1 protein-coding gene and 2 pseudogenes are annotated in these 24,271 nt (G+C 71.2%); 2 read left to right on the forward strand and 1 reads right to left on the reverse strand.

Annotated features, from left to right (window positions below):
• Positions 1–519 precede the first annotated feature (519 nt).
• Positions 520–1,602, reverse strand: coding sequence for a DegT/DnrJ/EryC1/StrS family aminotransferase (locus OG884_RS30845; RefSeq protein WP_326638701.1), 1,083 nt, complete (start codon positions 1,600–1,602; stop codon positions 520–522).
• Positions 1,603–2,141: 539 nt separating this feature from the next.
• On the opposite strand from OG884_RS30845, the pseudogene OG884_RS30850 reads away from it, so the two are divergent.
• Both OG884_RS30850 and OG884_RS37700 read left to right on the forward strand, forming a co-directional pair.
• Positions 2,142–23,231, forward strand: a pseudogene (locus OG884_RS30850) (SDR family NAD(P)-dependent oxidoreductase); the annotation flags it as partial.
• Between the two features lie 123 nt (positions 23,232–23,354).
• Positions 23,355–24,172, forward strand: a pseudogene (locus tag OG884_RS37700) (acyltransferase domain-containing protein); the annotation flags it as partial.
• Positions 24,173–24,271: the final 99 nt, after the last annotated feature.

Raw genomic sequence — 24,271 nt, forward strand, 5'->3', positions numbered from 1 at the left:
TACGGCAAGGCAGAAGCGGATCTTCAACGAAGCCTTCTCCGTCTCGACCCAGGAGAGCCTGACCCGGGAGGCGATCGTCACGCTTGTGAACGTGTCGTCACCGGGGCCACCAAGGCGGCGCTGCGGCAGTGGTCGCGGATACGGGAGGGCGCCGGCTGCGACTCAGTGTTCCTGACGCAGCCGGACCCTGGATCGAGGGCACCGTCCTCGACATGAACGTTCCCGCGCGGGGACCGACGGCGCCACCCAGATCGCCAGGGAACTGGGCGGCCGGCGCCGGGCGCAGGTGATGACCGCCGCGGTGTCCGCCATCGGAATGGTCGTCAACGGTCACCTCCTGGACACGAACGCCTTCGACGCGTTCCTGTGGCCGGGGTTCCGGCGGTTGACCATCTGAAGCGACGCACCGGCGGCGACGCACGGGCAGACGGATGACCTCTGGAGCGACCGGCGGGCAGGGGCCCGGAGGCGTACCGACCGGGGACGCGAGAGGATCCGACCGGTCAGGCCGCCGAAGGGTCACATGCGTGTGCGCCCCGTGGCCTGACCCTCCAGGTAGAACTCGCGTACCTTCCCGATCACCCACTCCTGGTCGGACTCGGCCAGCCCGGGGTCGGTGGGCAGATAGAGACCGTCGGCCGCGAAGCGGGCGGCGTTCAGCGCCGGCCAGTCGGGGTTGAAATACATCGGCTGACGGCTCATGGGCTGGAAGAACGGCCGGGTCTCGATCCCCGCGTCGGTCAGGAACTCCCGAAGCTCCTCCCGCCGCTCCGCCCGGATGTCGTACATCCAGAGGACGTCGCGAGACGGCATGATGGTGATCCCGTCGATGCCGTCGAGCCCGCTGTCGTAGTGCTTCTCGATCCGCTTGCGGATGGCGAGTATCTCGTCGATCTGCTCCAGCTGGGCCAGGGCGACCGCGGCCTGCATGTTCGTCATGCGGAAGTTGTAGGCCAGCTTCTTGTGAATGAAGTCGTGTTCCTTGCTGAAGGCCATGCTGCGCAGGTGGGCCATCTGCTGAGCGAGATGCTCGCTGTTCGTGACGCAGACACCCCCCTCACCGGCACTGATGATCTTGTTGGCGAACAGCGAGAAACACGCGATGTCGCCCACCGGGCGCACGCCGTGCGCCTCCGCCGAATCCTCCACCACTCTCAGGTTGTACTCGTGAGCCAGCTTCATGATCGCGTCCATGTCGCACCGCCGGCCGTAGACGTGCACCGGCATGATGACCTTGGTACGGGGGGTGATCCGAGCCTCGATCAGCGAGACGTCGATGTTGAGGTCGTCGCCGCAGTCCACGAACACCGGCACCGCGCCGGTGTAGGTGACCGCCCACGCGGTGGCGACCATGGTGAACTCGGGAACCAGGACCTCGTCGCCGGGGCCGACTCCGAGCGCCCGCAGCGCGAGGGTGAGAGCGGTCGTGCCAGAGGAGCACGCGACGCCGTACGCGGTGCCGTTGTACTGGGCGAACTCCTCCTCGAAGCGCCTGACGAAGGGGCCCTGCGAGGATATCCAGCCGGAGTTGACGGCCTCGGTGAGGTACTCCAGTTCTCGTCCTGCGAGGTACGGCTTTGAAACCTGATATTTGAACGCCATGGAGTTCCTCACTCATCAGCCAGCCGGCTCGTCGGCACGGGGCGATAAGAGGCGCTCAGAAAGTCCCGCCTTCCCCGCCGCACTGCGACGCGGGACTCTCCGGACACGCGCCGGGTCAACTACAGAAGAACCCGGGCGGCACTCGTGAAAACACTAGGATCCGCGCGCTATGAGGCATGAGACCGGGTCGGCTCAGGTCGCCGCGGTGAACAGGGCCGGGGGCGTGGCAGGTGGGACGTCTGGCATGCTGAGGTACCGGAGGCGACTCCCGTTGTGTCACCGGGTTACGGTCACGCCCGCACCGTCTTTTTCGCGCCGCACAACCGGTGACCCGCACCGTCTTTTTCGCGTCGCACAACCGGTGACCCGCACCGTCTTTTTCGCGTCGCACAACTAGTGAAACGCGCAGCGTGTGCTCGGCATAGTTCGTGCTGGCCGTGAGGCCACGAGCCGGATGCGGCGATTCGAGCACCTGCCCTTGCCGGGCGGCGAATCGAGTCTCCGCATGTCGGCATTACGACGTGTATGGGGAGCGGTGCGTGAATCGATCCAAGTTCATGCCTGGCCATGACTCCGGCACGAGTGACGATCGCATCGCGATCGTCGGAGTGTCCTGCCGGTTGCCCTCCGCACCAGGTCCGGCGGAGTTCTGGCGGCTGTTGTGCGACGGCGTGAGCGCCGTGTCCACGGTGCCGCCCGACCGCTGGAGCGCGGATACGGAGTTCGGTTCCAGCGCGCACGGCGCGTTCCTGGACGGGATCGACCGGTTCGACGCCGGGTTCTTCGCGATCTCACCCCGTGAGGCCCGCACGATGGATCCCCAGCAGCGGCTGATGCTGGAGCTCGGCTGGGAGGCTCTGGAGAACGCGCGTATCGCGCCCACTCCCCTCCGCGGCACCGACGTCGGCGTGTTCATCGGTGCGATGGCCGACGATTACGCGTTGCTGAGCCGCCAGAGCGGCGCTGCGGGAATCGGCCATCACTCGCTCACCGGCGTCAACCGCAGCATCCTCGCCAACCGGGTGTCGCACTTCCTCGCCCTGACCGGCCCGAGCATGGCCGTGGACACGGGCCAGTCGTCATCGCTGGTGGCGGTGCACCTCGCCTGCGAGAGCATCCGCAGCGGCGAGTCCAGCATGGCCCTCGCGGGTGGGGTCCAGCTCAACCTCGCCGCGGAGAGTGCCCTGGCGGCCGCGGAGCTCGGCGCGCTCTCCCCGGACGGCAGGTGCTTCACCTTCGACGCGCGGGCGAACGGTTACGTCCGCGGCGAGGGCGGCGCCATCGTCCTCCTCAAGCCGCTGTCGCGTGCCCTCGCGGACGGCGACCACGTGTACTGCGTCATCGCGGGCAGCGCGGTCAACAACGACGGTTCCGGCGAGACGCTCACCACCCCGAGCTCCCGAGCGCAGGAGCGGGTACTGCGGTCGGCGTATCGGCGCGCCGGCGTGGACCCGGCGAGCGTCGGCTACGTCGAGCTGCACGGTACCGGCACCAGAGTGGGCGATCCCATCGAGGCCGGCGCGCTCGGCGCGGTGCACGGCACGGGCCGCTCGAACGCGCCGCTGTGGGTGGGATCGGCCAAGACCAACGTCGGCCATCTGGAGGGCGCCGCCGGCATCGTCGGGCTGCTCAAGACCGTGCTGGCCATCGAGCACCGGCTGCTGCCGCCGAGCCTGAACTTCGAGCGGCCGAACCCCGCGATCCGCTTCGACGAGTGGAACCTGCGGGTGGTGGAGTCTCCGATGTCGTGGCCGGTGAGCCACGGTGACGGGCGGATCGTCGCGGGCGTCTCGTCGTTCGGCATCGGCGGCACCAACTGCCATGTCGTGCTGACCTCCGCCCCGGAGCGCACCTCCCCGGCGCCGGTGACCGGGCCTGCCCTGCCGGTCGCCGTACCCGAGGAGCTTGGGGAGCGCCCCGGGGCAGGGCCGGAGACATCGTCACCGGTGTCCTGGCCGCTGTCCGGCCACACCGAGAGCGCGTTGCGGGCACAGGCGGCCCGGCTTGCCCGCCACGTCAGGGAACGGGAGGACCTCTCGACCGGCGACGTGGCCTTCTCTCTGGCGACGACGCGGGCCGGCCTGCGCCATCGAGCGGTCGTCATCGGGGACGGACGCGAACAATTGCTCCACGGGCTGGACGCGCTGTCGGAAGGGCGCTTCGCGTCAGGGCTGGTGCGCGGCAGGATCGACGTCGATCCCAGTTCCGGCGGCGTGCTCTCCGACCGGGTGGAGCTCCTCGATCAGATGCGGCTGGTCTTCGGGCTCGGTCAGCACACCGCGCCGCTGGCCCGCGTATGGCAACGCCCCGGCCAGCAGGTCTTCGTCTTTCCCGGCCAGGGATCGCAGTGGGCCGGGATGGGGGTGGAGCTGCTCGACTCGTCGCCGGTGTTCGCCGCCGCCATGGCGGAATGCGAGGCGGTGCTGGCGCCGTTCGTCGACTGGTCGCTGACGAGCGTCGTGCGGGGGGAACCCGGTAGCCCGCCCAGGGAACGCGCCGACGTGATCCAGCCGGTGCTGTGGGCGATCATGGTCTCCCTGGCGGCGCTGTGGCGGTCGTACGGCGTGGAACCGGCCGCGGTGGTGGGCCACTCGCAGGGGGAGGTCGCCGCCGCGTGTGTCGCGGGCGCGCTGTCGCTGGAGGACGGCGCCTGGCTGGTGACCGCCAGATCGAAGCTGATCACCGAGGTCCTCTCCGGCAGAAGCGGCATGGTCTCGGTGGGACTCCCTCTGGAGGCCGTGGAGGACCGGCTGGCACGCTGGGCGGGCCGCCTGTCCGTCGGCGCCGTGAACAGCCCGTCCTCCACGGTGGTGTCCGGGGACAACGAGGCGCTGGCCGAGATGATGGCCGAGTGGGCGGACACGGTGCAGATGGGCCGGGTCAACATCGACTACGCCTCGCACTCCTCCGTCGTCGAGCGGATCGAGGAGCGCCTGGCACCGCTGCTGGCGTCGATCCGGCCGCGCAGTTCGGAGATCCCCTTCTACTCGACGGTGACCGGCGCCCCGCTGGACACGGCGGAGCTTGACGGTGACTACTGGTATCGCAACCTGCGCCGGCCGGTCGACTTCCAGGGCGCGGTCGGGCGGTTGCTGGCCGACGGGTTCGGTGCTTTCATCGAGGTGAGCCCGAACCCGGTACTGGTCGGCAGTATCCAGGAGAGCGCGCGGATCGCCGGCCGCCCGGCGGTGGCCGTCTGCACCCTCCAGAGGCACAACGCCGGGATCTCCCGCTTGATGACCTCGATCGCCGAGCTCTACACGAGCGGGGTGGAGGTCGGCTGGGAACGGTTCCTCCCCGCCGCGTCCCGAGTCGAGTTGCCGACGTACGCGTTCCAGCGTGTCCGCCACTGGCTGGAGGGGGCCGGCCCGGAACGAGAGCGGGAGGAAGCGGGACCGCGGGCGCGGGCAGGATCGGCATCGGCGGCCGATGGGAGACCGGACGGGCCGGACGGGCCGGACGCCGTCCAGCGGCTCGGCTCCGGCAGCCCGCTGGACCTGGTCCGCGACGCGTGCGCGGCGGTCCTCGGGACGTACGATCCTGATGGGATCGATCTCGGCCTGCCCTTCAAAGAGCTCGGCTTCGACTCCGCGATGCTCGTCGAGCTCACCACCCGGCTTGATTCGGCCGACGGGCCGGCGCTGACCGCCACCGCCCTCTTCGATCACCCCACACCGGCGAGACTCGCCGCCTTCCTGGGGTCCACAGCCGCCACCGGTTCCGGATCCCAGCCGCTGGAACCGGTGGCCTCTCCTCCGGTGGCCTCTTCCCCGATGGCCGACGAGCCCATCGCAATCATTGGGATGGCCTGCCGCTACCCAGGCGGGATCGACTCCCCGGAAAGCCTGTGGCGGCTGGTCGACGCCGGTGTGGACGCCGTGTCGGCGCTGCCCGCCGACCGCGGATGGCGGATGGGGGCCCTCGCCGCGGACCATCCCGGAGGCTTCCTCCACGACGCGGGAGACTTCGACGCCGCGTTCTTCGGGATCTCGCCGCGTGAGGCGCTGGCGATGGAGCCGCAGCAGCGGCTGGCGCTGGAAGTGGCCTGGGAGGCGGTGGAGCGGGCCGGAATCCCGCCGTCGTCGCTGCACGGCACCCGGACCGGCGTGTATCTCGGTGCGATGGCGCAGGACTACGGCGCCCGGATGCACGAGGCGTCCGGTGACGCCGAGGGCTACACGTTGACGGGCACCTCGCCGAGTGTTCTGTCCGGCCGGGTGGCGTACACCCTGGGGCTGGAAGGTCCCGCGATCACGGTGGACACCGCGTGCTCGTCGTCGCTGGTCGGCCTGCACCTGGCCGCGCAGGGGCTGCGGGCCGGGGAGTGCTCGCTGGCGCTGGCGGGCGGGGTCACCGTCATGTCGACGCCGGGCATCTTCCTGGAGTTCGCCAAGCAGGGCGGCCTCTCTCCGGACGGGCGGTGCAAGGCGTTCGCCGACGCCGCCGACGGCACGGGCTGGGCCGAGGGCGTCGGCGTGCTGGTGCTGGAACGCCTGTCGGACGCCCGCCGCAACGGCCACCGGGTGCTCGCCGTGCTCCGTGGATCGGCCGTCAACTCCGACGGCGCCTCCAACGGCCTGACCGCTCCCAGCGGCGTCTCCCAGCAGCGGGTGATCCGGCAGGCCCTTGCCGGCGCCGGGCTCTCCCCCTCGGACGTGGACGTGGTGGAGGCGCACGGCACGGGCACCAAGCTGGGCGACCCGATCGAGATCCAGGCCCTGCTGGCGACGTACGGCCAGGACCGGGACCGGCCGCTGCTGCTCGGGTCGATCAAGTCGAACATCGGTCACACCCAGGCGGCCGCAGGGGTCGCGGGCGTGATCAAGATGGTGATGGCCATGCGGCAGGGGATCGTGCCGCGGACGTTGCACGTCAACGCCCCCACATCGCACGTGGACTGGTCGGCCGGCGCGGTCGGGCTGGTGACCGAGCGTGCCGAGTGGCCGGAGGCCGGACGGCCCCGCCGGGCCGGTGTGTCGTCGTTCGGGATCAGCGGTACCAACGCGCACGTGATCGTCGAGCAGGTGCCGGACCCCGTGTCCGGGCCGGGGCGGCCGTCCGATCCTGCCGCTCCGGCTGCTTCGGAGCTTTCCACTTTGGAGGCTCCGGCTGCTTCGGAGCTTCCCGTTTCGGAGCTTTCCGTTTCGGAGGCTTCGGCCGAGTCCTCCGAGTCCTCCGAGCTTGGTACGACATCGGGTAGGGCGCCTGTCGTGGTGCCCTGGGTGGTCTCGGGTAAGAGCGAGGCCGCGCTCGGTGCTCAGATCGATCGGCTGATGTCTTTTGTGGCCGAGAGTGGGGCGGATCCGGCCGATGTCGGCTACTCGCTGGTGAGGGCCCGTTCGGAGTTCGCTCACCGGGCGGTGCTGCTGGCCGATGGTGAGGGTGTGGCCGAGGTGGCACGCGGTGTCGCCGGTGTGCCCGGCGGGCTGGCGGTGCTGTTCGCGGGACAGGGCGCGCAGCGGCTCGGGATGGGCCGCGAGCTGGCCGCCCGGTTCCAGGTCTTCGCCCGCGCGTTGGAGGAGGTTTTCGCGCGGCTGGCCGGTGAGCTGGAGCGCTCGCCGCGTGAGGTGGTGTTCGGTGCGGATCCCGGGCTGCTGGATCGTACCGAGTTCGCCCAGCCGGCGCTTTTCGCGATCGAGGTGGCACTCTTCCGGCTGGTCGAGTCGTGGGGTGTGGTGCCGGACCTGCTGGTGGGGCACTCGATCGGTGAGATCGCCGCCGCGCACGTGGCCGGTGTGCTGTCGCTGGACGACGCCTGCGCGCTGGTCGCGGCCCGGGGCCGGTTGATGCAGCGCCTGCCCGAGGGCGGGGCGATGGTGTCGGTCCAGGCCGGTGAGGCGGAGGTGGAGCCGCTGCTGGAGGACGGGGTCGTCATCGCCGCGGTGAACGGCCCGTCGTCGGTGGTGATCGCCGGCGCCGAGGACGCCGTCCTGCGAATTGCCGCGCGTTTCGGCAAGGCCACCCGCCTGCGGGTGAGCCACGCGTTCCACTCGCCGTTGATGGAGCCGATGCTGGCGGAGTTCCGGGAGATCGTCGAGGGGCTGACCTTTCACGAGCCGAGGACGCCGATCGTCTCCACCGTGACCGGCCAGCCGGTCGACGCCGCCTACCTGTGCTCGGCGCAGTACTGGGTGGACCATGTCGTGCGGCCGGTGCGTTTCGCCGACGCGATCCGTGCCGCCGGGGCGGCGGGGGCCAAGGTGTTCTTGGAGCTTGGTCCGGATGGCGGGTTGTCGGCGCTGGTTCACCAGAACCTCTCCTCGCCGGCCGGTCGGACCCCGGCTGAGACGTCGAGACCGGTAGCCCTCCCCATCCTGCGTAAGGATCGCGGGGAGCAGACCGCGGCGCTGGCGGCGGCGGCCCGGTTGTATGTGCACGGGGTGGCGGTGCGCTGGCCGGAGTTGTTCTCCGCTAGGGCGGCTCGCCGGGTGGATCTGCCGACGTATGCCTTCCAGCGGGAGCGGTACTGGAGCGAGCCCTCGGCGGCCGGGGGCGATGTCACCTTGGCCGGGCTGGATCGGCCGCGGCACCCGCTGCTGGGTGCGGCGGTGGAGCTGCCCGATACCGGTGGGTTCCTGTTCACCGCTGTGGTCTCGACGGCGGCGCATCCGTGGCTGGGTGATCATGTGGTGGCCGGGCGGGTGTTGTTGCCCGGTACGGCCTTCGTCGAGTTGGCCGTGCGGGCGGGTGCCGAGGTCGGTTGCGGTCTGGTGGAGGAGCTCACGCTCACCGCGCCGCTCGTGCTGCCCGAGCGGGGTGAGGCGCGGCTGCAGGTGGCGCTCGGCGCCGCCGACACCGACGGCGGCCGGACGATCGGTGTGTATTCCCGGCCGGTGGACGAGCCGGAGGCGCCGTGGGTTCGGCACGCCACCGGTGTGCTGACCCCAGGCGTGCCGAGCGTTCCCGATCCCGGCCTGGGCGAGTGGCCGCGGGCGGATGCCGTCGCGGTGGATCTCGATGACTTCTACGAGCGGCGGGCGCGGGTGGGCTTCTCCTACGGCCCCGCCTTCCAGGGGGTGCGCGCCGTCTGGCGTACCGACCGGGAGGTGTTCGCCGAGGTCACCCTGCCCGAAGACCTGGCGGCTGACGCGGGTGCGTACGGGCTGCACCCGGCCCTGCTCGACGCCGCGCTGCAGGTGGCCTCTTTGGCCGGGCTTGAGGAGGCGGGCGGTGGGCTGCTGCCGTTCGCCTGGAGCGGGGTGTCCCTGCACGCCTCCGGCGCCTCGACGCTTCGGGTGCGGGTGAGTGAGGCCGGTAGGGATGCGATCACGCTGGTCGTGGCCGATGCCGAGGGTGGTGTGGTCGCCTGGGTGCGTTCCTTGGCGATGCGGCCCAATGATCTGCGGTCTGCGGCGCGCGCCGGTGGGCCGCTGTTGCGATTGGACTGGCCGCTCGCGCTGGAATCGGGGAGTGGGGAGCGTCCGGTCAGGCGCTGGTCGGTGCTGGGCTCTGATGAGTGGGGTCTGGTCGATGCTTTGCGTGCGGCCGGGCAGGTGGCGGACCTCGTGCGCGAGCCGGACCCGGCCGCGGACGTGACACTGATCGGAGTCCCGGTCCCGGTCTCGGCCGTGGATGTGACGCTGGTGCCGGTCTCGGTGCCGGCCGGGGGCGATGTTCCGGACGCTGTGCGGTCGGTGACCTCGGCGGTCCTGACCCGGCTGCGGGAAGGCGGAAGCGACGAGCACACCGACGCTCCGGTGATCTTCGTGACCCGTGGGGCGGTGGCCGTCGATGCCGGGAGCGCGCCCGACCCCGTCGCGGCGGCGGTCTGGGGCCTGGTGCGCTCGGTGCAGGTGGAGAGCCCGGGGCGGTTCGTCCTGCTTGACCTTGATCTTGATGTCGATCGGGTGAGCGGTGAGACGCTGGCCTGGGCGTTCGAGTCCGCGGAGCCGCAGATCGCGGTACGCGATGGCCTGCTCCGGGTGCCGCGACTCGTCACAGTCGAGGACGATGACGACGCTGCCTCGTCGGCGCCGAACATCTTCCGGGGGGCTGGTGGCGCGGTGCCTGTGTGGGGTGCCGATGGCACGGTGCTGGTCACCGGCGGTCTGAGCGGGCTGGGCGCGCTCGTGGCCCGCCACCTGGTGAGCGAGCACGGCGTGCGTCACCTGATGCTGGTCGGCCGTCGCGGCCCGCAGGCCGAGGGCGCCGCGGAACTGGCCTCGGAGCTGACCGCCCAGGGCGCCGAGGTCACGGCCGTCGCCTGTGATGTGTCCGATCGCGACGCGCTGGCCGAACTGATCGCCGCGATCCCACCGCAGCATCCGCTCACCGGGGTGGTGCACGCCGCCGGCGTGCTCGACGACGGGCCGATCGGCGCGCTGACGCCCGGGCGGATCGACGCCGTGCTGCGGCCGAAGGCGGACGGCGCCTGGCACCTGCACGAACTCACTCGCGACCTCGGCCTGACCGCGTTCGTGGTGTTCTCCTCGGTGTTCGCGACGCTCGGCAACGGCGGCCAGGCGAACTACAGCGCGGCCAACGCCTTCCTCGACGCCCTGGTAGGCCGGCGCGTCGCTGAGGGGCTGGCGGGTTTGTCGATCGGGTGGGGGCCCTGGCAGCAGGACACCGGCATGACCGCCGCCCTGACCGAGACCGACATGCGGCGCATGGCCCGGTCCGGGCTGCGCCCCATCTCCGCCGAGCAGGGACTCACCTGGTTCGACGCCGCGATGACGGGCGCTGAGCCGGTGGTGGTGGCCGCCCGGCTGGACCGGGCCGCGCTGCGGGCACAAAGCCGTATCCCGGCGCTTTTGCGTGCTTTGGTGCCCGCCCCCCTGCGGCAGGCGGCCATCACCTCCTCCGGCTCTGAGGCACTCAGCGCCCTGTCGGGGCAGGCGCTGGGCGAGGCCGTGTCCACGCTGGTGCTCGGGCAGGTGGCCGCCGTGCTGGGGCATGCCTCGGCGAACGCGATCTCGCCGGAGCTGACCTTCCAGGACCTCGGTCTTGACTCCCTGACCTCGGTGGAACTGCGTAACCGGCTGATCGAGGCGACCGGGCTGCGGCTGCCGGCCACGCTGGTGTTCGATCAGCCCACCCCGGCGGCGGTGACCGGCTTCATCCAAGGGCGACTCGACGGCGACGGCGCCGACGCGGCCTCCGCACCGCCCCTGCCGGTCGCGGCTCCGCTCAGCGGGGACCCGATCGTCATCGTTGGCATGGCCTGCCGGTATCCGGGCGGCGTCACCTCTCCGCAGCAGTTGTGGGAGCTGGTCAGCCAGGGCAGGGACGCCATCTCGGGCTTCCCGGCCGACCGGGGCTGGGAGCTTCCGGACGCGTCCTTCGCCCGTGCGGGCGGATTCCTGTATGACGCGGCCGAGTTCGACCCGGGGTTCTTCGGGATCTCACCACGTGAGGCGCTGGCGACCGACGCCCAGCAGCGTCTGCTGCTGCAGACCTCCTGGGAGGCCGTCGAGCGGGCGGGTATCGACCCGCTCACCCTCAAGGGCAGCCCGACCGGTGTCTTCGCCGGGATGATGTATCACGACTACCCCTCAGCGGGGAACGGCGCGCCGGAGGAGTTGCGCGGGATCGTGGTCAACGGGACCACCGGCAGCGTGACCTCCGGCCGGGTGTCCTACACCCTGGGGTTGGAGGGTCCGGCGGTGACGGTGGACACGGCGTGTTCGTCGTCGCTGGTGGCGTTGCACCTGGCGGCGCAGGCGCTGCGCTCGGGCGAATGCTCGCTGGCGCTGGCCGGTGGGGTGACGGTGATGTCCACCCCGAACACCTTCATCGACTTCTTCCGCCAGGGCGGTCTGAGCTCTGACGGCCGCTGCCGGTCGTTCTCCGAGTCGGCCGACGGGGTCGGCTGGTCGGAGGGTGTGGGTGTGCTGGTGCTGGAGCGGTTGTCGGACGCCCGCCGCAACGGTCATCAGGTGCTGGCGGTGGTGCGGGGTTCGGCGGTCAACCAGGACGGGGCGTCGAATGGGTTGACGGCGCCGAACGGTCCGTCGCAGCAGCGGGTGATCCGGCAGGCGCTGGCGAGCGCCGGGTTGTCGCCGGTCGAGGTGGACGTGGTGGAGGGGCATGGCACCGGTACGACGCTGGGTGACCCGATCGAGGCTCAGGCGTTGCTGGCGACCTATGGCCAGGACCGGCCGGAGGACCGGCCGGTGCTGCTGGGTTCGGTGAAGTCGAACATCGGTCACACGCAGGCGGCGGCGGGTGTGGCCGGTGTGATCAAGATGGTCATGGCGATGCGTGAGGGTGTGGTGCCGCAGTCGTTGCATGTGGATGAGCCGTCCTCGCATGTGGACTGGAGCGAGGGCGCGGTCGAGCTGGTGACCGAAGCGCGGTCGTGGCCGGAGGCCGGGCGTCCGCGCCGGGCGGCGGTGTCGTCGTTCGGGATCAGTGGCACCAACGCGCACGTGATCATTGAGCGGCCTCCGGTGCCGGTGGACGCGGTGGAGGCCGGAGGCGGCGAGGCTGACGGCGGCTCTGATGGCGGAGCGGTTTCGTGGGTGGTGTCGGCGCGCAGTGAGGTGGCGTTGCGGGCGCAGGCGGCCCGGTTGTTGTCGCATGTGGAGAGCTTCCCCGGTCTGGGGTTGGCCGAGGTGGGGGTGTCGCTGGCGACGGCTCGATCGGCGTTTGAGTATCGGGCGGTGGTGGTGGGTGCTGAGCGGGCGGAGTTGGTGCGGGGTCTGGCCGCGGTGGCCGAGGGTGCGCCGGCCGCCGGGGTGGTGACCGGTTCGGCGCGGGGCGCGGCCAAGCCGGCGGTGCTGTTCACCGGTCAGGGCAGTCAGCGGGCGGGGATGGGGCGGGAGTTGTATGAGCGGTTCCCGGTGTTCGCGGCGGCGTTGGATGCGGTGATCGCGGAGTTGGATCCGCTGCTGGAGCGGTTGGAGCGGGAGCCGGCCGGGCAGCCGGATGGTGGGTCGGTCGAGTGGGTGGGGTGTTCGGTGCGGGAGGTGCTGTTCGCCGAGCCGGGGTCGGTCGAGGCGGGGTTGCTGGATCGGACGGGGTGGGCGCAGCCGGCGTTGTTCGCGGTGGAGACGGCGCTGTTCCGGTTGCTGGAGTCCTGGGGGGTGCGGCCGGGTGTGCTGGCGGGGCATTCGATCGGGGAGATCACGGCGGCGCATGTGGCGGGGGTGTTGTCCCTGTCGGATGCGTGTGTGCTGGTGGCGGGCCGGGCGCGGTTGATGCAGGCGCTCCCCGCCGGTGGGGCGATGGTCGCGGTGCGGGCCTCTGAGGAGGAGGTCGCCGCCCTGCTGGCGGGGCGGGAGAGCGAGGTGTCGGTCGCGGCGGTGAACGGTCCGGCCTCGGTGGTGATCGCCGGGGTGGAGGAGGCGGTGCTGGCCATCGCCGCCGAGTTGGAGTCTCGGGGGGTCAGGACGAAGCGGTTGCGGGTGTCGCATGCGTTCCATTCGCCGTTGATGGATCCGATGCTGGAGGACTTCCGGGCGGTGGCGGGCGCGCTGACCTACAGCCCGCCACAGATTCCTCTCGTGTCGACGGTGACCGGGCAGGCGGCCACCGCCGAGCAGCTGTGCTCACCGGATTACTGGGTGGATCAGGTGCGTGGCGCGGTGCGGTTCTCCGACGGTGTCCGGACGTTGCACGCTCAGGGGGTGCGGGCGTATCTGGAGCTGGGGCCGGACGGTGTGCTGACCGCGATGGCGCAGGACACCCTCGCCGCGGAAGCCGAAGCCGGTTCTGATCCGGTTGCGGTGTTGGTGCCGGCACTGCGCGGGGGCCAGGACGAGCAGACGACGATCATGATGGCGTTGGCCGGGTTGCATGTGCGCGGGGTTCCCCTTGATTGGCGTGCGGTGTTGCCGGGTGGGCGGCGGGTGGAGCTGCCCACCTATGCCTTCCAGAAGGAGCGGTTCTGGCCGACCGGCCGGCGGGGCGGGGACGCGCGAGGTCTGGGGCTTGAGACGGTGCTGCACCCGCTGCTGGGGGCGGTGGTGGTGTCGCCGGAGTCGGACGGGGTGGTCTTGACCGGGCGGTTGTCGGCGTCGACCCATCCGTGGATCTGCGACCACGAGGTTCTGGGCCGGGTACTGCTGCCCGGGACCGGATTCGTGGAGCTGGTGGTCCGCGCGGGTGACGAGGTCGGCTGCGCGGTGCTGGAGGAGCTGGCGTTGCAGGCGCCGCTGATACTGCCCGAGACCGGCGGGGTGCGGGTCCAGGTGGTCGTCGACGGCCCCGGTGAGGCCGGCCGGCGCGCGGTGCGGGTGTATTCCCGGGCGGATGAGCACGAGGGCGGCGACTGGACGCTGCACGCCCAGGGAGTGCTCGCGGAGCGGGCGGCCGAGCCGGGATTCGATCTGGTGCGGTGGCCGCCGGCGGGGGCGGCCGAGGTGGAGGTGGCGGGGGCCTACGAGCGGCTGGCCGAGGTCGGCTATGGCTACGGGCCGGCGTTTCAGGCGTTGCGCGCGGCGTGGCGGCGGGGGGAGGAGTTGTTCGCCGAGGTCGTGCTGGATGAGCGGGCGGCTGCGGAGGCGGGGCGGTTCGGGGTGCATCCGGCGCTTTTGGACGCGGCGATGCACGTGTCGCTGATCGATCCCTCGGGTGTGGCGAGCGGCGGGCGGGCGGTGTTGCCGTTCGTGTGGCGGCAGGTGGTGCTGCACGCCTCGGGCGCCTCGACGCTGCGGGTGCGGGTGCGGCATTCGGGTGAGCACACGCTGAGCTTGGACGTGGCCGATGAGAACGGCCGGCCGGTGCTGTCGGCGGGGGCGATGGTGGGGCGCCCGGTGTCGGCGCGGCAGCTGGGCGCGGCGGGAGGGGAGCAGTCCCTGTTCCAGGTGGCGTGGAACCCGATCGAGACGCCCGCCACCGTCGGTGCGGCGCCGGTGACCGAATGGCCCGCGGTCGCGGATGACCGCTCTCCCGATGCGGCTGACGATGACGCCGAGCCGGTCGTGGTGGTGGACTGCGCGGCGCGGCCGGCCGGTGAGACGCCGGAGGTGGTGCGTTCGGTGGTCGGCGGCGTGCTTGAGGTACTGCAGGCGTGGCTGGAGCGGGAGAGCCCGGGGTCGGCGCCTTTGGTGGTGGTGACCCGGGGTGCGGTGGCGGTGGGTGAGGGCGCGGACGTGGAGGTGGCGGTCGCGCCGGTGTGGGGGTTGGTGCGGGCGGCGCAGGCCGAGCACCCGGGGCGGTTCGTGCTGCTGGATCTGGACGAGGGCCAGGAGCGGGACGCGGCGGTGCGGGCGGCGGTGGCCTGCGGGGAGCCGGAGCTGGCGGTGCGCTCGGGGGCGTTCCTGGTGCCTCGGCTGGTCAGGATGGCGCAGTCTGAGCGGGCCGTTCTGGGCTCGGCCGAGCGGCCCGGCGGCTCCGTCGCCGTGATCGCCGACGGCTCGGATTCGGGCTTGGATTCGGGCTCGGATCTGGGCTCTGCCGAGCGGCCCGGCGGCTCTGTCGGGTTGGCGGCGGGGACGGTGCTGGTGACGGGTGGTACGGGCGGGTTGGGGGCGTTGCTGGCGCGTCGTCTGGTGAGCGATCACGGTGTGCGTTCCCTGCTGCTGGTGAGCCGGCGCGGGCTGTCGGCGCAGGGTGCCGAGACGCTGGTGGCGGAGCTGACCGGGCTGGGGGCGAAGGTCGGGGTGATGTCGTGCGATGTGGGGGATCGAGACGCGCTGGCACGGGTCGTGGGGTCGGTTCCGGATTCGGCCCCGCTGGTGGGTGTGGTGCATGCGGCGGGCGCGGCGGACAACGGTGTGGTGGAGGCGTTGTCGCCAAGCCGGTTGGATGCGGTGCTGCGACCGAAGGCGGACGCGGCCTGGCATCTGCATGAGCTGACCCGGGATCTGCCGCTGGCGATGTTCGTGCTGGTGTCCTCGGCCGGTGGGCTGGTCCTGGCGGCGGGGCAGGGCAATTACGCGGCGGCCAACGTGTTCCTGGACGGGTTGGCGGCCTATCGGCGGTCGCGAGGGCTGGTGGCGACGTCGCTGGCGTACGGGCTGTGGGATGCGGCCACCGGGATGAGCGCCGAGCTGTCCGACGCCGACCGCGACCGGCTGGCCCGGATCGGGTTGCCGGCCCTGTCTGCCGCCGAGGGGCTGCGGCTGTTCGACGTGAGTGTGCGGACGGATGCGGCGATGACGGTGCCGCTGCGGGTGGAGGTGGAGGTGTTGCGGGGCCGCGGCGGTGAGGTGCCGGCGTTGCTGCGGGGGCTGGTACCGGCGGCGAGGCGGATGGTTCGTGCGGTCGCCGGCGTTGGCGAAGAGGGCGGGCTGCGGCGGCGCCTGGCCGGCCTGGACGTGGGCGAGCGCGGGCGGGTGCTGGAAGAGCTGGTACGGCGGCAGGTGGCGGTGGTGCTGGGCCACGCGTCGGGGGATGCGGTGGAGCCCGACCGGGCCTTCAGCAAGATGGGCCTGGATTCGCTGGCCGCGGTGGAGTTGCGCAACCAGCTGGCCACGGCGACGGGGTTGTCGTTGCCCGCGACGCTGGTCTTCGACTACCCGACCTCGCACAGCGTGGCCGAATTCCTATACGGGGAGCTGTTCGGCTCGGTGGACTCCGAGCAGGTCGCGGATCTGCCGGTGGTGCGTTCGGTGGCCGACGATCCGATCGTGATCGTGGGGATGGCGTGTCGTTATCCGGGCGGGGTTTCCTCTCCGGAGGATCTGTGGCGCCTGGTGATCGAGGAGAGCGACGCGATCACTGGTTTCCCGACCAATCGCGGTTGGGATCTGGAGGGTATCTATGATCCGGATCCTGGTCGGGTGGGGACGTCGTATACGCGTCATGGCGGGTTCCTGCACGATGCCGATGAGTTCGATCCGGGGTTCTTTGGGATCTCGCCGCGTGAGGCTCTGGCGGTTGATCCGCAGCAGCGGCTGCTGCTGGAGGTGTCGTGGGAGGCGGTGGAGCGGGCCGGGATCGAGCCGGGGACGTTGCGGGGTAGTCGGACCGGGGTGTTCACCGGTCTGATGTACAACGATTACGGTCTGGCGCTGGGTAATGCGGCCGGCCGGGTACACCAGGCCGTTGTCGGTGAGGTGGTCGAAGGGCTCGGCCAGCGCGATGCCGTCGAGGGCTACGAAGGTACCGGAACCGCGCCGAGTGTGGCCTCGGGCCGGGTGTCGTACACGCTGGGGCTGGAGGGTCCGGCGGTGACGGTGGACACGGCGTGTTCGTCGTCGCTGGTGGCGGTGCATCTGGCGGCGCAGGCGCTGCGGGCGGGGGATTGTTCGCTGGCGTTGGCGGGTGGGGCGACCGTGATGTCCACTCCGAACACCTTCATCGGGTTCGCCCGGCAGCGTGGTCTGTCGGTGGATGGCCGGTGCCGGTCGTTCTCCGAGTCGGCCGACGGGGTCGGCTGGGCCGAGGGTGTCGGGGTGCTGGTGCTGGAGCGGTTGTCGGACGCGCGGCGCAACGGTCATCAGGTGCTGGCGGTGGTGCGCGGGTCGGCGGTGAACCAGGACGGGGCGTCGAACGGGTTGACGGCGCCGAACGGTCCGTCGCAGCAGCGGGTGATCCGCCAGGCGCTGGCCGGTGCCGGGCTGTCGGCGTCGGATGTCGATGTGGTCGAGGCGCACGGCACCGGAACGCGGTTGGGTGATCCCATCGAGGCGCGGGCTCTGATGTCCACCTACGGACAGGGCCGCGATGCCGCACAGCCGTTGCTGCTCGGCTCGATCAAGTCGAACATCGGTCACACCCAGACGGCCGCCGGTGTGGCGGGGATCATCAAGATGGTCATGGCGATGCGTGAGGGCGTGGTGCCGCGCACATTGCATGTGGATGCGCCGTCGTCGCATGTGGACTGGAGCGAGGGCGCGGTCGAGCTGGTGACCGAAGCGCGGTCGTGGCCTCGGGTGGAGCGGTCGCGTCGGGCGGCGGTGTCGTCGTTCGGGATCAGTGGCACCAACGCGCACGTGATCATTGAGCAGCCTCCGGTGCCGGTGGACGCGGTGGAGGCCGGAGGCGGCGAGGCTGACGGCGGCTCTGATGGCGGAGCGGTTTCGTGGGTGGTGTCGGCGCGCAGTGAGGTGGCGTTGCGGGCGCAGGCGGCCCGGTTGTTGTCGCATGTGGAGAGCTTCCCCGGTCTGGGGTTGGCCGAGGTGGGGGTGTCGCTGGCGACGGCTCGATCGGCGTTTGAGTATCGGGCGGCGGTGGTGGGTGCTGAGCGGGCGGAGTTGGTGCGGGGTCTGGCCGCGGTGGCGCAGGGTGCGCCGGCCGCGGGGGTGGTGACCGGTTCGGCGCGGGGCGCGGCCAAGCCGGCGGTGCTGTTCACCGGTCAGGGCAGTCAGCGGGTGGGGATGGGCCGGGAGTTGTATGAGCGGTTCCCGGTGTTCGCGGCGGCGTTGGATGCGGTGATCGCGGAGTTGGATCCGCTGCTGGAGCGGTTGGAGCGGGAGCCGGCCGGGCAGCCGGACGGTGGGTCGGTCGAGTGGGTGGGGTGTTCGGTGCGGGAGGTGCTGTTCGCCGAGCCGGGTTCGGTCGAGGCGGGGTTGCTGGATCGGACGGGGTGGGCGCAGCCGGCGTTGTTCGCGGTGGAGACGGCGCTGTTCCGGTTGGTGGAGTCCTGGGGGATGCGGCCGGGTGTGCTGGCGGGGCATTCGATCGGGGAGATCACGGCGGCGCATGTGGCGGGGGTGTTGTCCCTGTCGGATGCGTGTGTGCTGGTGGCGGGCCGGGCGCGGTTGATGCAGGCGCTCCCCGCCGGTGGGGCGATGGTCGCGGTGCGGGCCTCTGAGGAGGAGGTCGCCGCCCTGCTGGCGGGGCGTGAGAAGGAGGTGTCGGTCGCGGCGGTGAACGGTCCGGCCTCGGTGGTGATCGCCGGGGTGGAGGAGGCGGTGCTGGCCATCGCCGCCGAGTTGGAGTCTCGGGGGGTCAGGACGAAGCGGTTGCGGGTGTCGCATGCGTTCCATTCGCCGTTGATGGATCCGATGCTGGAGGACTTCCGGGCGGTGGCGGGCGCGCTGACCTACAGCCCGCCACAGATTCCTCTCGTGTCCACGGTGACCGGGCAGGCGGCCACCGCCGAGCAGCTGTGCTCACCGGATTACTGGGTGGATCAGGTGCGTGGCGCGGTGCGGTTCTCCGACGGTGTCCGGACGTTGCACGCTCAGGGGGTGCGGGCGTATCTGGAGCTGGGGCCGGACGGTGTGCTGACCGCGATGGCCGATGACACCCTCACCGCGCTCGCCGACGCGAACGCGGACATGGATGGGGCAATGCGTGTGGCTGCGCCTGCGGGTTCGGCGCGCGATGACGAGGCGGGGGCGGCGGCGGATCCGGACGTGCTGCTGGTGCCGGCCCTGCGCAGGGGCCAGGACGAGCAGGCGACGATCATGGCGGCCCTGGCTGCCCTGCACGTGCGCGGGGTGCCGGTGAGCTGGCCGGCGGTGCTTCCCGGTGCTCCCCAGGTGGAGTTGCCGACGTACGCCTTCCAGCGCGAGCGGTTCTGGCCTGATGGCGCCGGCTCACAGGTGGGAGATGTGACGGCGGCGGGGCTCGCGGCTACAAGTCATCCGCTGCTGGGAGCCGCTGTGGGAGTGGCCGGTTCGGATGGGATGTTGCTGACCGGTCGTATCTCGCTGGGGTCGCATCCGTGGCTGGCCGATCACATGGTGGACGGGATGGTGGTGTTCCCCGGCACCGGGTTCCTGGAGCTGGCGGTGCGGGCGGGTGATGAGGTCGGCTGTGATCTGGTCGAGGAGCTGACCTTGACCGCGCCGCTGGTGCTCGGCGAGCGGGATGCGGTGGCGGTACAGGTGTGGGTGAGGGCACCGGATGGGTCGGGTCGGCGCGAGGTGAGCATTCACGCCCGGCCGGCGGAGGCCGGGGATGAGGAGCCCTGGGTACGGCACGCGATCGGCGTGCTGGTGGCCGGCGGCCAGGCCGGGGAACGGTTCGATACGGCGGTGTGGCCGCCGCGGGGTGCGTCGGTGATCGAGCTGGATGGGTTGTATGAGCGGCTGGCCGAGGGTGGGCTGGGTTACGGGCCGGTGTTTCAGGGGTTGCGGGGCGCTTGGCGGGGTGCGGACGGTGTGGTGTTCGCCGAGGTCGGCCTGTCTGAGCAGGTTGCCGATGCGGGGTCGTTCGGGTTGCATCCGGCGTTGCTGGATTCGGCGTTGCACGCGGTGGCCTTTGCCGGGCTGGAGGGTTCCGAGGGTGTGCGGTTGCCGTTCTCGTGGGGTGGGGTGTGTCTGCACGCGGGTGGTGCGTCGGTGTTGCGGGTGCGGTTGGTCTGGACGGGTGACGATGCGCTGTCGCTGAGTGCGGTGGACGCGGCTGGGGAGCCGGTGTTGTCGGCGCGTTCGCTGGTGTTGCGGCCGATCGTGGTCGATCAGCCGGCCGCCGGTGGCGCTTCGCTTGGGGACTCGCTGTTCCAGTTGGCCTGGACGGTGTTGCCCGAAGTGTCGGAGGTGGCCGGTGTCGAGCTTGATGTGGTTGAGCTGAGTCTGGACCTGGAATCGGGTTCGGAGGCGGGGCCGGCGGTGCTGGAGGTGGTGCCGGAGGTGGTGACCGTCGTGGTCGGGTCGGCCGGGGACGGGTCCGGGGACGGGGACGTGGTGGGGTCGGTGCATGCCTTGACCGCCCGGGTGCTGGGGTGGATGCAGGGGTGGCTGGCCGATGAGCGGTGTGCTGATTCGCGGCTGGTGATGGTGACGCGGGGCGCGGTCGTGGCAGGTGCGGGGGAGGCGGTCACCGATCTGGGCGCGGCGGCGGTGTGGGGGTTGGTGCGGTCGGCGCAGTCGGAGAATCCTGGCCGGTTCGTGCTGGTGGATGTGGAGGAGGGGGTGTCTCTGTCGGCGCTGCCCGGGGTGTTGTCGGGGGTGCTGGTCTCGGGTGAGCCGCAGGTGGCGGTGCGCGGGGGTGAGGTGCGGGTGCCGCGCTTGGCGCGGGTGACGCCTGGCTCCGGCTCCGGCTCCGGCTCTGGTTCCGGTGATGGCCTTGGCGTTGGGTGTGGTGTTGACCTCGCGGTTGGCTCTGGCTCTGGTCTGGGTGAGGATCGCGTCTGGGATCCGGAGGGGACGGTGTTGATCACTGGTGGGACCGGTGGTCTGGGCGGGTTGTTCGCGCGGCATGTGGTGGCCGGGCGTGGGGTGCGGCGTCTGCTGCTGACCAGCCGCCGGGGCCTGGACGCTCCGGGCGCGCTGGAGTTGCGGGCGGAGCTGATCGCGCATGGGGTCGAGGTGGAGATCGCGGCGTGTGATGTGGCCGATCGGGATCAGGTGGCGGCGCTGCTGGCGCGGGTCCCGGCCGATCATCCGTTGACGGCGGTGATTCATACCGCGGGTGTGCTGGACGACGGGACGATTCCGTCGTTGTCGGCGGAGCGGCTGGATGTGGTGTTGCGGCCGAAGGTGGATGCGGTCTGGTATCTGCATGAGTTGACCCGGGGTCTGGATCTGGCGGCGTTCGTGGTGTTCTCGTCGGTGGCGGGGACGTTCGGTGGGGCGGGTCAGGGTAACTACGCGGCGGCGAACGCGTTCTTGGACGCGTTGGCGCAGGTGCGGCGGTCGCAGGGGCTGGCCGCGCTGTCGCTGGCGTGGGGGCCGTGGGCGCAGGACGCCGGGATGACCGGTGGGCTGGATGAGGTCGATCTGCGGCGGATGACGCGGGCGGGGATGTCGCCGTTGTCGGTGGAGCAGGGGCTGGCGTCGTTCGACGCGGCGGGTGCGGTGGATCGTGCGGTGCTGGTGGTGGCGCGGTTCGAGGTGGCGGCGGTGCGGGCACAGGGTGAGGTGCCGCATCTGCTGCGCGGGCTGGTGCGGGGGGTGCGCCGGTCGGCGGTGTCGGGGTCGGCGTCGGGTGATGGGGCGTTGGTGCGGCGGTTGGCCGGGCTGGGTGAGGCTGATCGGGTGCGGTCGGTGGTGGAGTTGGTGCGGGCGCAGGTGGCGGTGGTGCTGGGGCACGCTTCACCGGAGTCGGTGGAGGTGCGGCGGGAGTTTCGTGAGCTGGGCTTCGATTCGCTGACCGCGGTGGAGTTGCGTAATCGGTTGAATGCGGCGACGGGGTTGCGGTTGCCGGCGACGTTGGTGTTCGACTATCCGACTCCGGTTGGTCTGGCGGATTTCCTGCTGGGTGAGTTGCTGGGTGAGCGGGCCGATGCGGGTGTGCTCTCGCCGGTGGTGCGTTCGGTGGCCGACGATCCGATCGTGATCGTGGGGATGGCGTGTCGTTATCCGGGCGGGGTTTCCTCTCCGGAGGATCTGTGGCGCCTGGTGATCGAGGAGAGCGACGCGATCACCGGTTTCCCGACGTCGCGCGGCTGGGATCTCGGGGCGTTGTACAACCCGGATCGGGAGAGCCGGGGGACCAGTTACGTGCGTGAGGGCGGCTTCCTGCATGACGCGGGGGAGTTCGACCCCGGTTTCTTCGGGATCTCGCCGCGTGAGGCGCTGGCGATGGACCCGCAGCAGCGGCTCCTTCTTGAGGCGTCCTGGGAGGCGGTCGAGCGGGCCGGGATCGATCCGCTCTCGCTGCGCGGCAGCCGTACCGGCGTGTTCGCCGGGGTCATGTACCACGATTACGCGACCGGTGTGGAGTTTCCACCGGAGGTGATGAGCTTCTCCGGTACCGGTAGCGCCGGTAGTGTCGCGACCGGACGGCTCTCCTACACCCTCGGCCTGGAGGGGCCGGCGGTGACGGTGGACACCGCGTGCTCCTCCTCGCTGGTGGCACTGCACTTGGCCGCACAGGCCCTACGCGGTGACGAGTGCTCGCTGGCGCTGGCCGGTGGCGTGACGGTGATGGCCACGCCGAACTCGTTCATCGACTTCAGCGCCCAGGGAGGGCTGGCCGCCGATGGGCGATGTAAGGCGTTCGCCGACAGCGCCGACGGTGCGGGTTGGGCCGAGGGCGTGGGCATGCTGGTGCTGGAGCGGTTGTCGGACGCGCGGCGCAACGGCCACCAGGTGCTGGCCGTGGTGCGTGGGTCGGCGATCAACCAGGACGGGGCGTCGAACGGGTTGACCGCGCCGAATGGTCCGTCGCAGCAGCGGGTGATCCGGCAGGCGCTGGCGAGCGCCGGGTTGTCGCCGGTCGAGGTGGACGTGGTGGAGGGTCACGGGACCGGGACGACGCTGGGTGACCCGATCGAGGCGCAGGCGCTGCTGGCGACCTATGGCCAGGACCGGTCGGACGATCGGCCGCTGCTGCTGGGGTCGATCAAGTCGAACATCGGTCACACCCAGGCGGCCGCCGGTGTGGCAGGTGTGATCAAGATGGTGCTGGCGATGCGGCACGGGGTGCTGCCCAAGACGCTGCATGTGGACGCACCCTCGTCACATGTGGACTGGGCCTCGGGCGCGGTGGAGTTGCTGACCGAGCCGACGGAGTGGCCGGAGACCGACCGTCCGCGCCGGGCGGGTGTGTCGTCGTTCGGGATCAGCGGCACCAACGCGCATGTGATCGTCGAGCAGGGGCCGGAGCTTCCGGAGACTGAGGCCAGGGGTCGCGCAGAGGGTCATGTGCCGGGTGCCGAGATGGTGCCGGTAACGGATGTCGCCGTGGGGCCGCCGGTGGTTCCGGTGGTGGTGTCGGGTCGTACGGCGGAGGCGTTGCGGGCGCAGGCCGGGCGGCTGGCGTCGTACGTGGGCACCGATCCGGGTCTGGTGTTGAGCGATGCGGCGTTCTCACTGGTGGCGACGCGGTCGGCGTTTGAGCATCGGGCGGTGGTGCTGGCCGCCGATCGTGATGGGGTGCTGGCCGGTCTGGGGGCGCTGGCCGAGGACCGTGCGGGTGCGGGTGTGGTGCGCGGGGTGGCCGGGGCGGAGCCGCGGCTGGCGGTGCTGTTCACCGGTCAGGGCAGTCAGCGGGTGGGGATGGGGCGGGAGTTGTATGCGCGGTTCCCGGTGTTCGCGGCGGCGTTGGATGCGGTGATCGCGGAGCTGGACCCGCTGCTGGAGCGGTTGGAGCGGGAGCCGGCCGGGCAGCCGGATGGTGGGTCGGTCGAGTGGGTGGGGTGTTCGGTGCGGGAGGTGCTGTTCGCCGAGCCGGGTTCGGTCGAGGCGGGGTTGCTGGATCGGACGGGGTGGGCGCAGCCGGCGTTGTTCGCGGTGGAGACGGCGCTGTTCCGGTTGGTGGAGTCCTGGGGGTGCGGCCGGGTGTGCTGGCGGGGCATTCGATCGGGGAGATCACCGCGGCGCATGTGGCGGGGGTGTTGTCCCTGTCGGATGCGTGTGTGCTGGTGGCGGGTCGGGCGCGGTTGATGCAGGCGCTCCCTGCCGGTGGGGCGATGGTCGCGGTGCGGGCCTCTGAGGAGGAGGTCGCCGTCCTGCTGGCGGGGCGGGAGAAGGAGGTGTCGGTCGCGGCGGTGAACGGTCCGGCCTCGGTGGTGGTCGCCGGGGTGGAGGAGGCGGTGCTGGCCATCGCCGCCGAGTTGGAGTCTCGGGGGGTCAGGACGAAGCGGTTGCGGGTGTCGCATGCGTTCCATTCGCCGTTGATGGATCCGATGCTGGAGGACTTCCGGGCGGTGGCGGGCGCGCTGACCTACAGCCCGCCGCAGATTCCTCTCGTGTCGACGGTGACCGGGCAGGCGGCCACCGCCGAGCAGTTGTGCTCACCGGATTACTGGGTGGATCAGGTGCGTGGCGCGGTGCGGTTCTCCGACGGTGTCCGGACGTTGCACGCTCAGGGGGTGCGGGCGTATCTGGAGCTGGGGCCGGACGGTGTGCTGACCGCGATGGCCGATGACACCCTCGCCGTACTCGCCGACGCGGAGGAGGCTGCCCGTTCGCGGGTGGCCGCCGAGGAGTCGGATATTCAT

This window comes from Streptosporangium sp. NBC_01755 (assembly GCF_035917995.1).
Taxonomy (GTDB): domain Bacteria; phylum Actinomycetota; class Actinomycetes; order Streptosporangiales; family Streptosporangiaceae; genus Streptosporangium.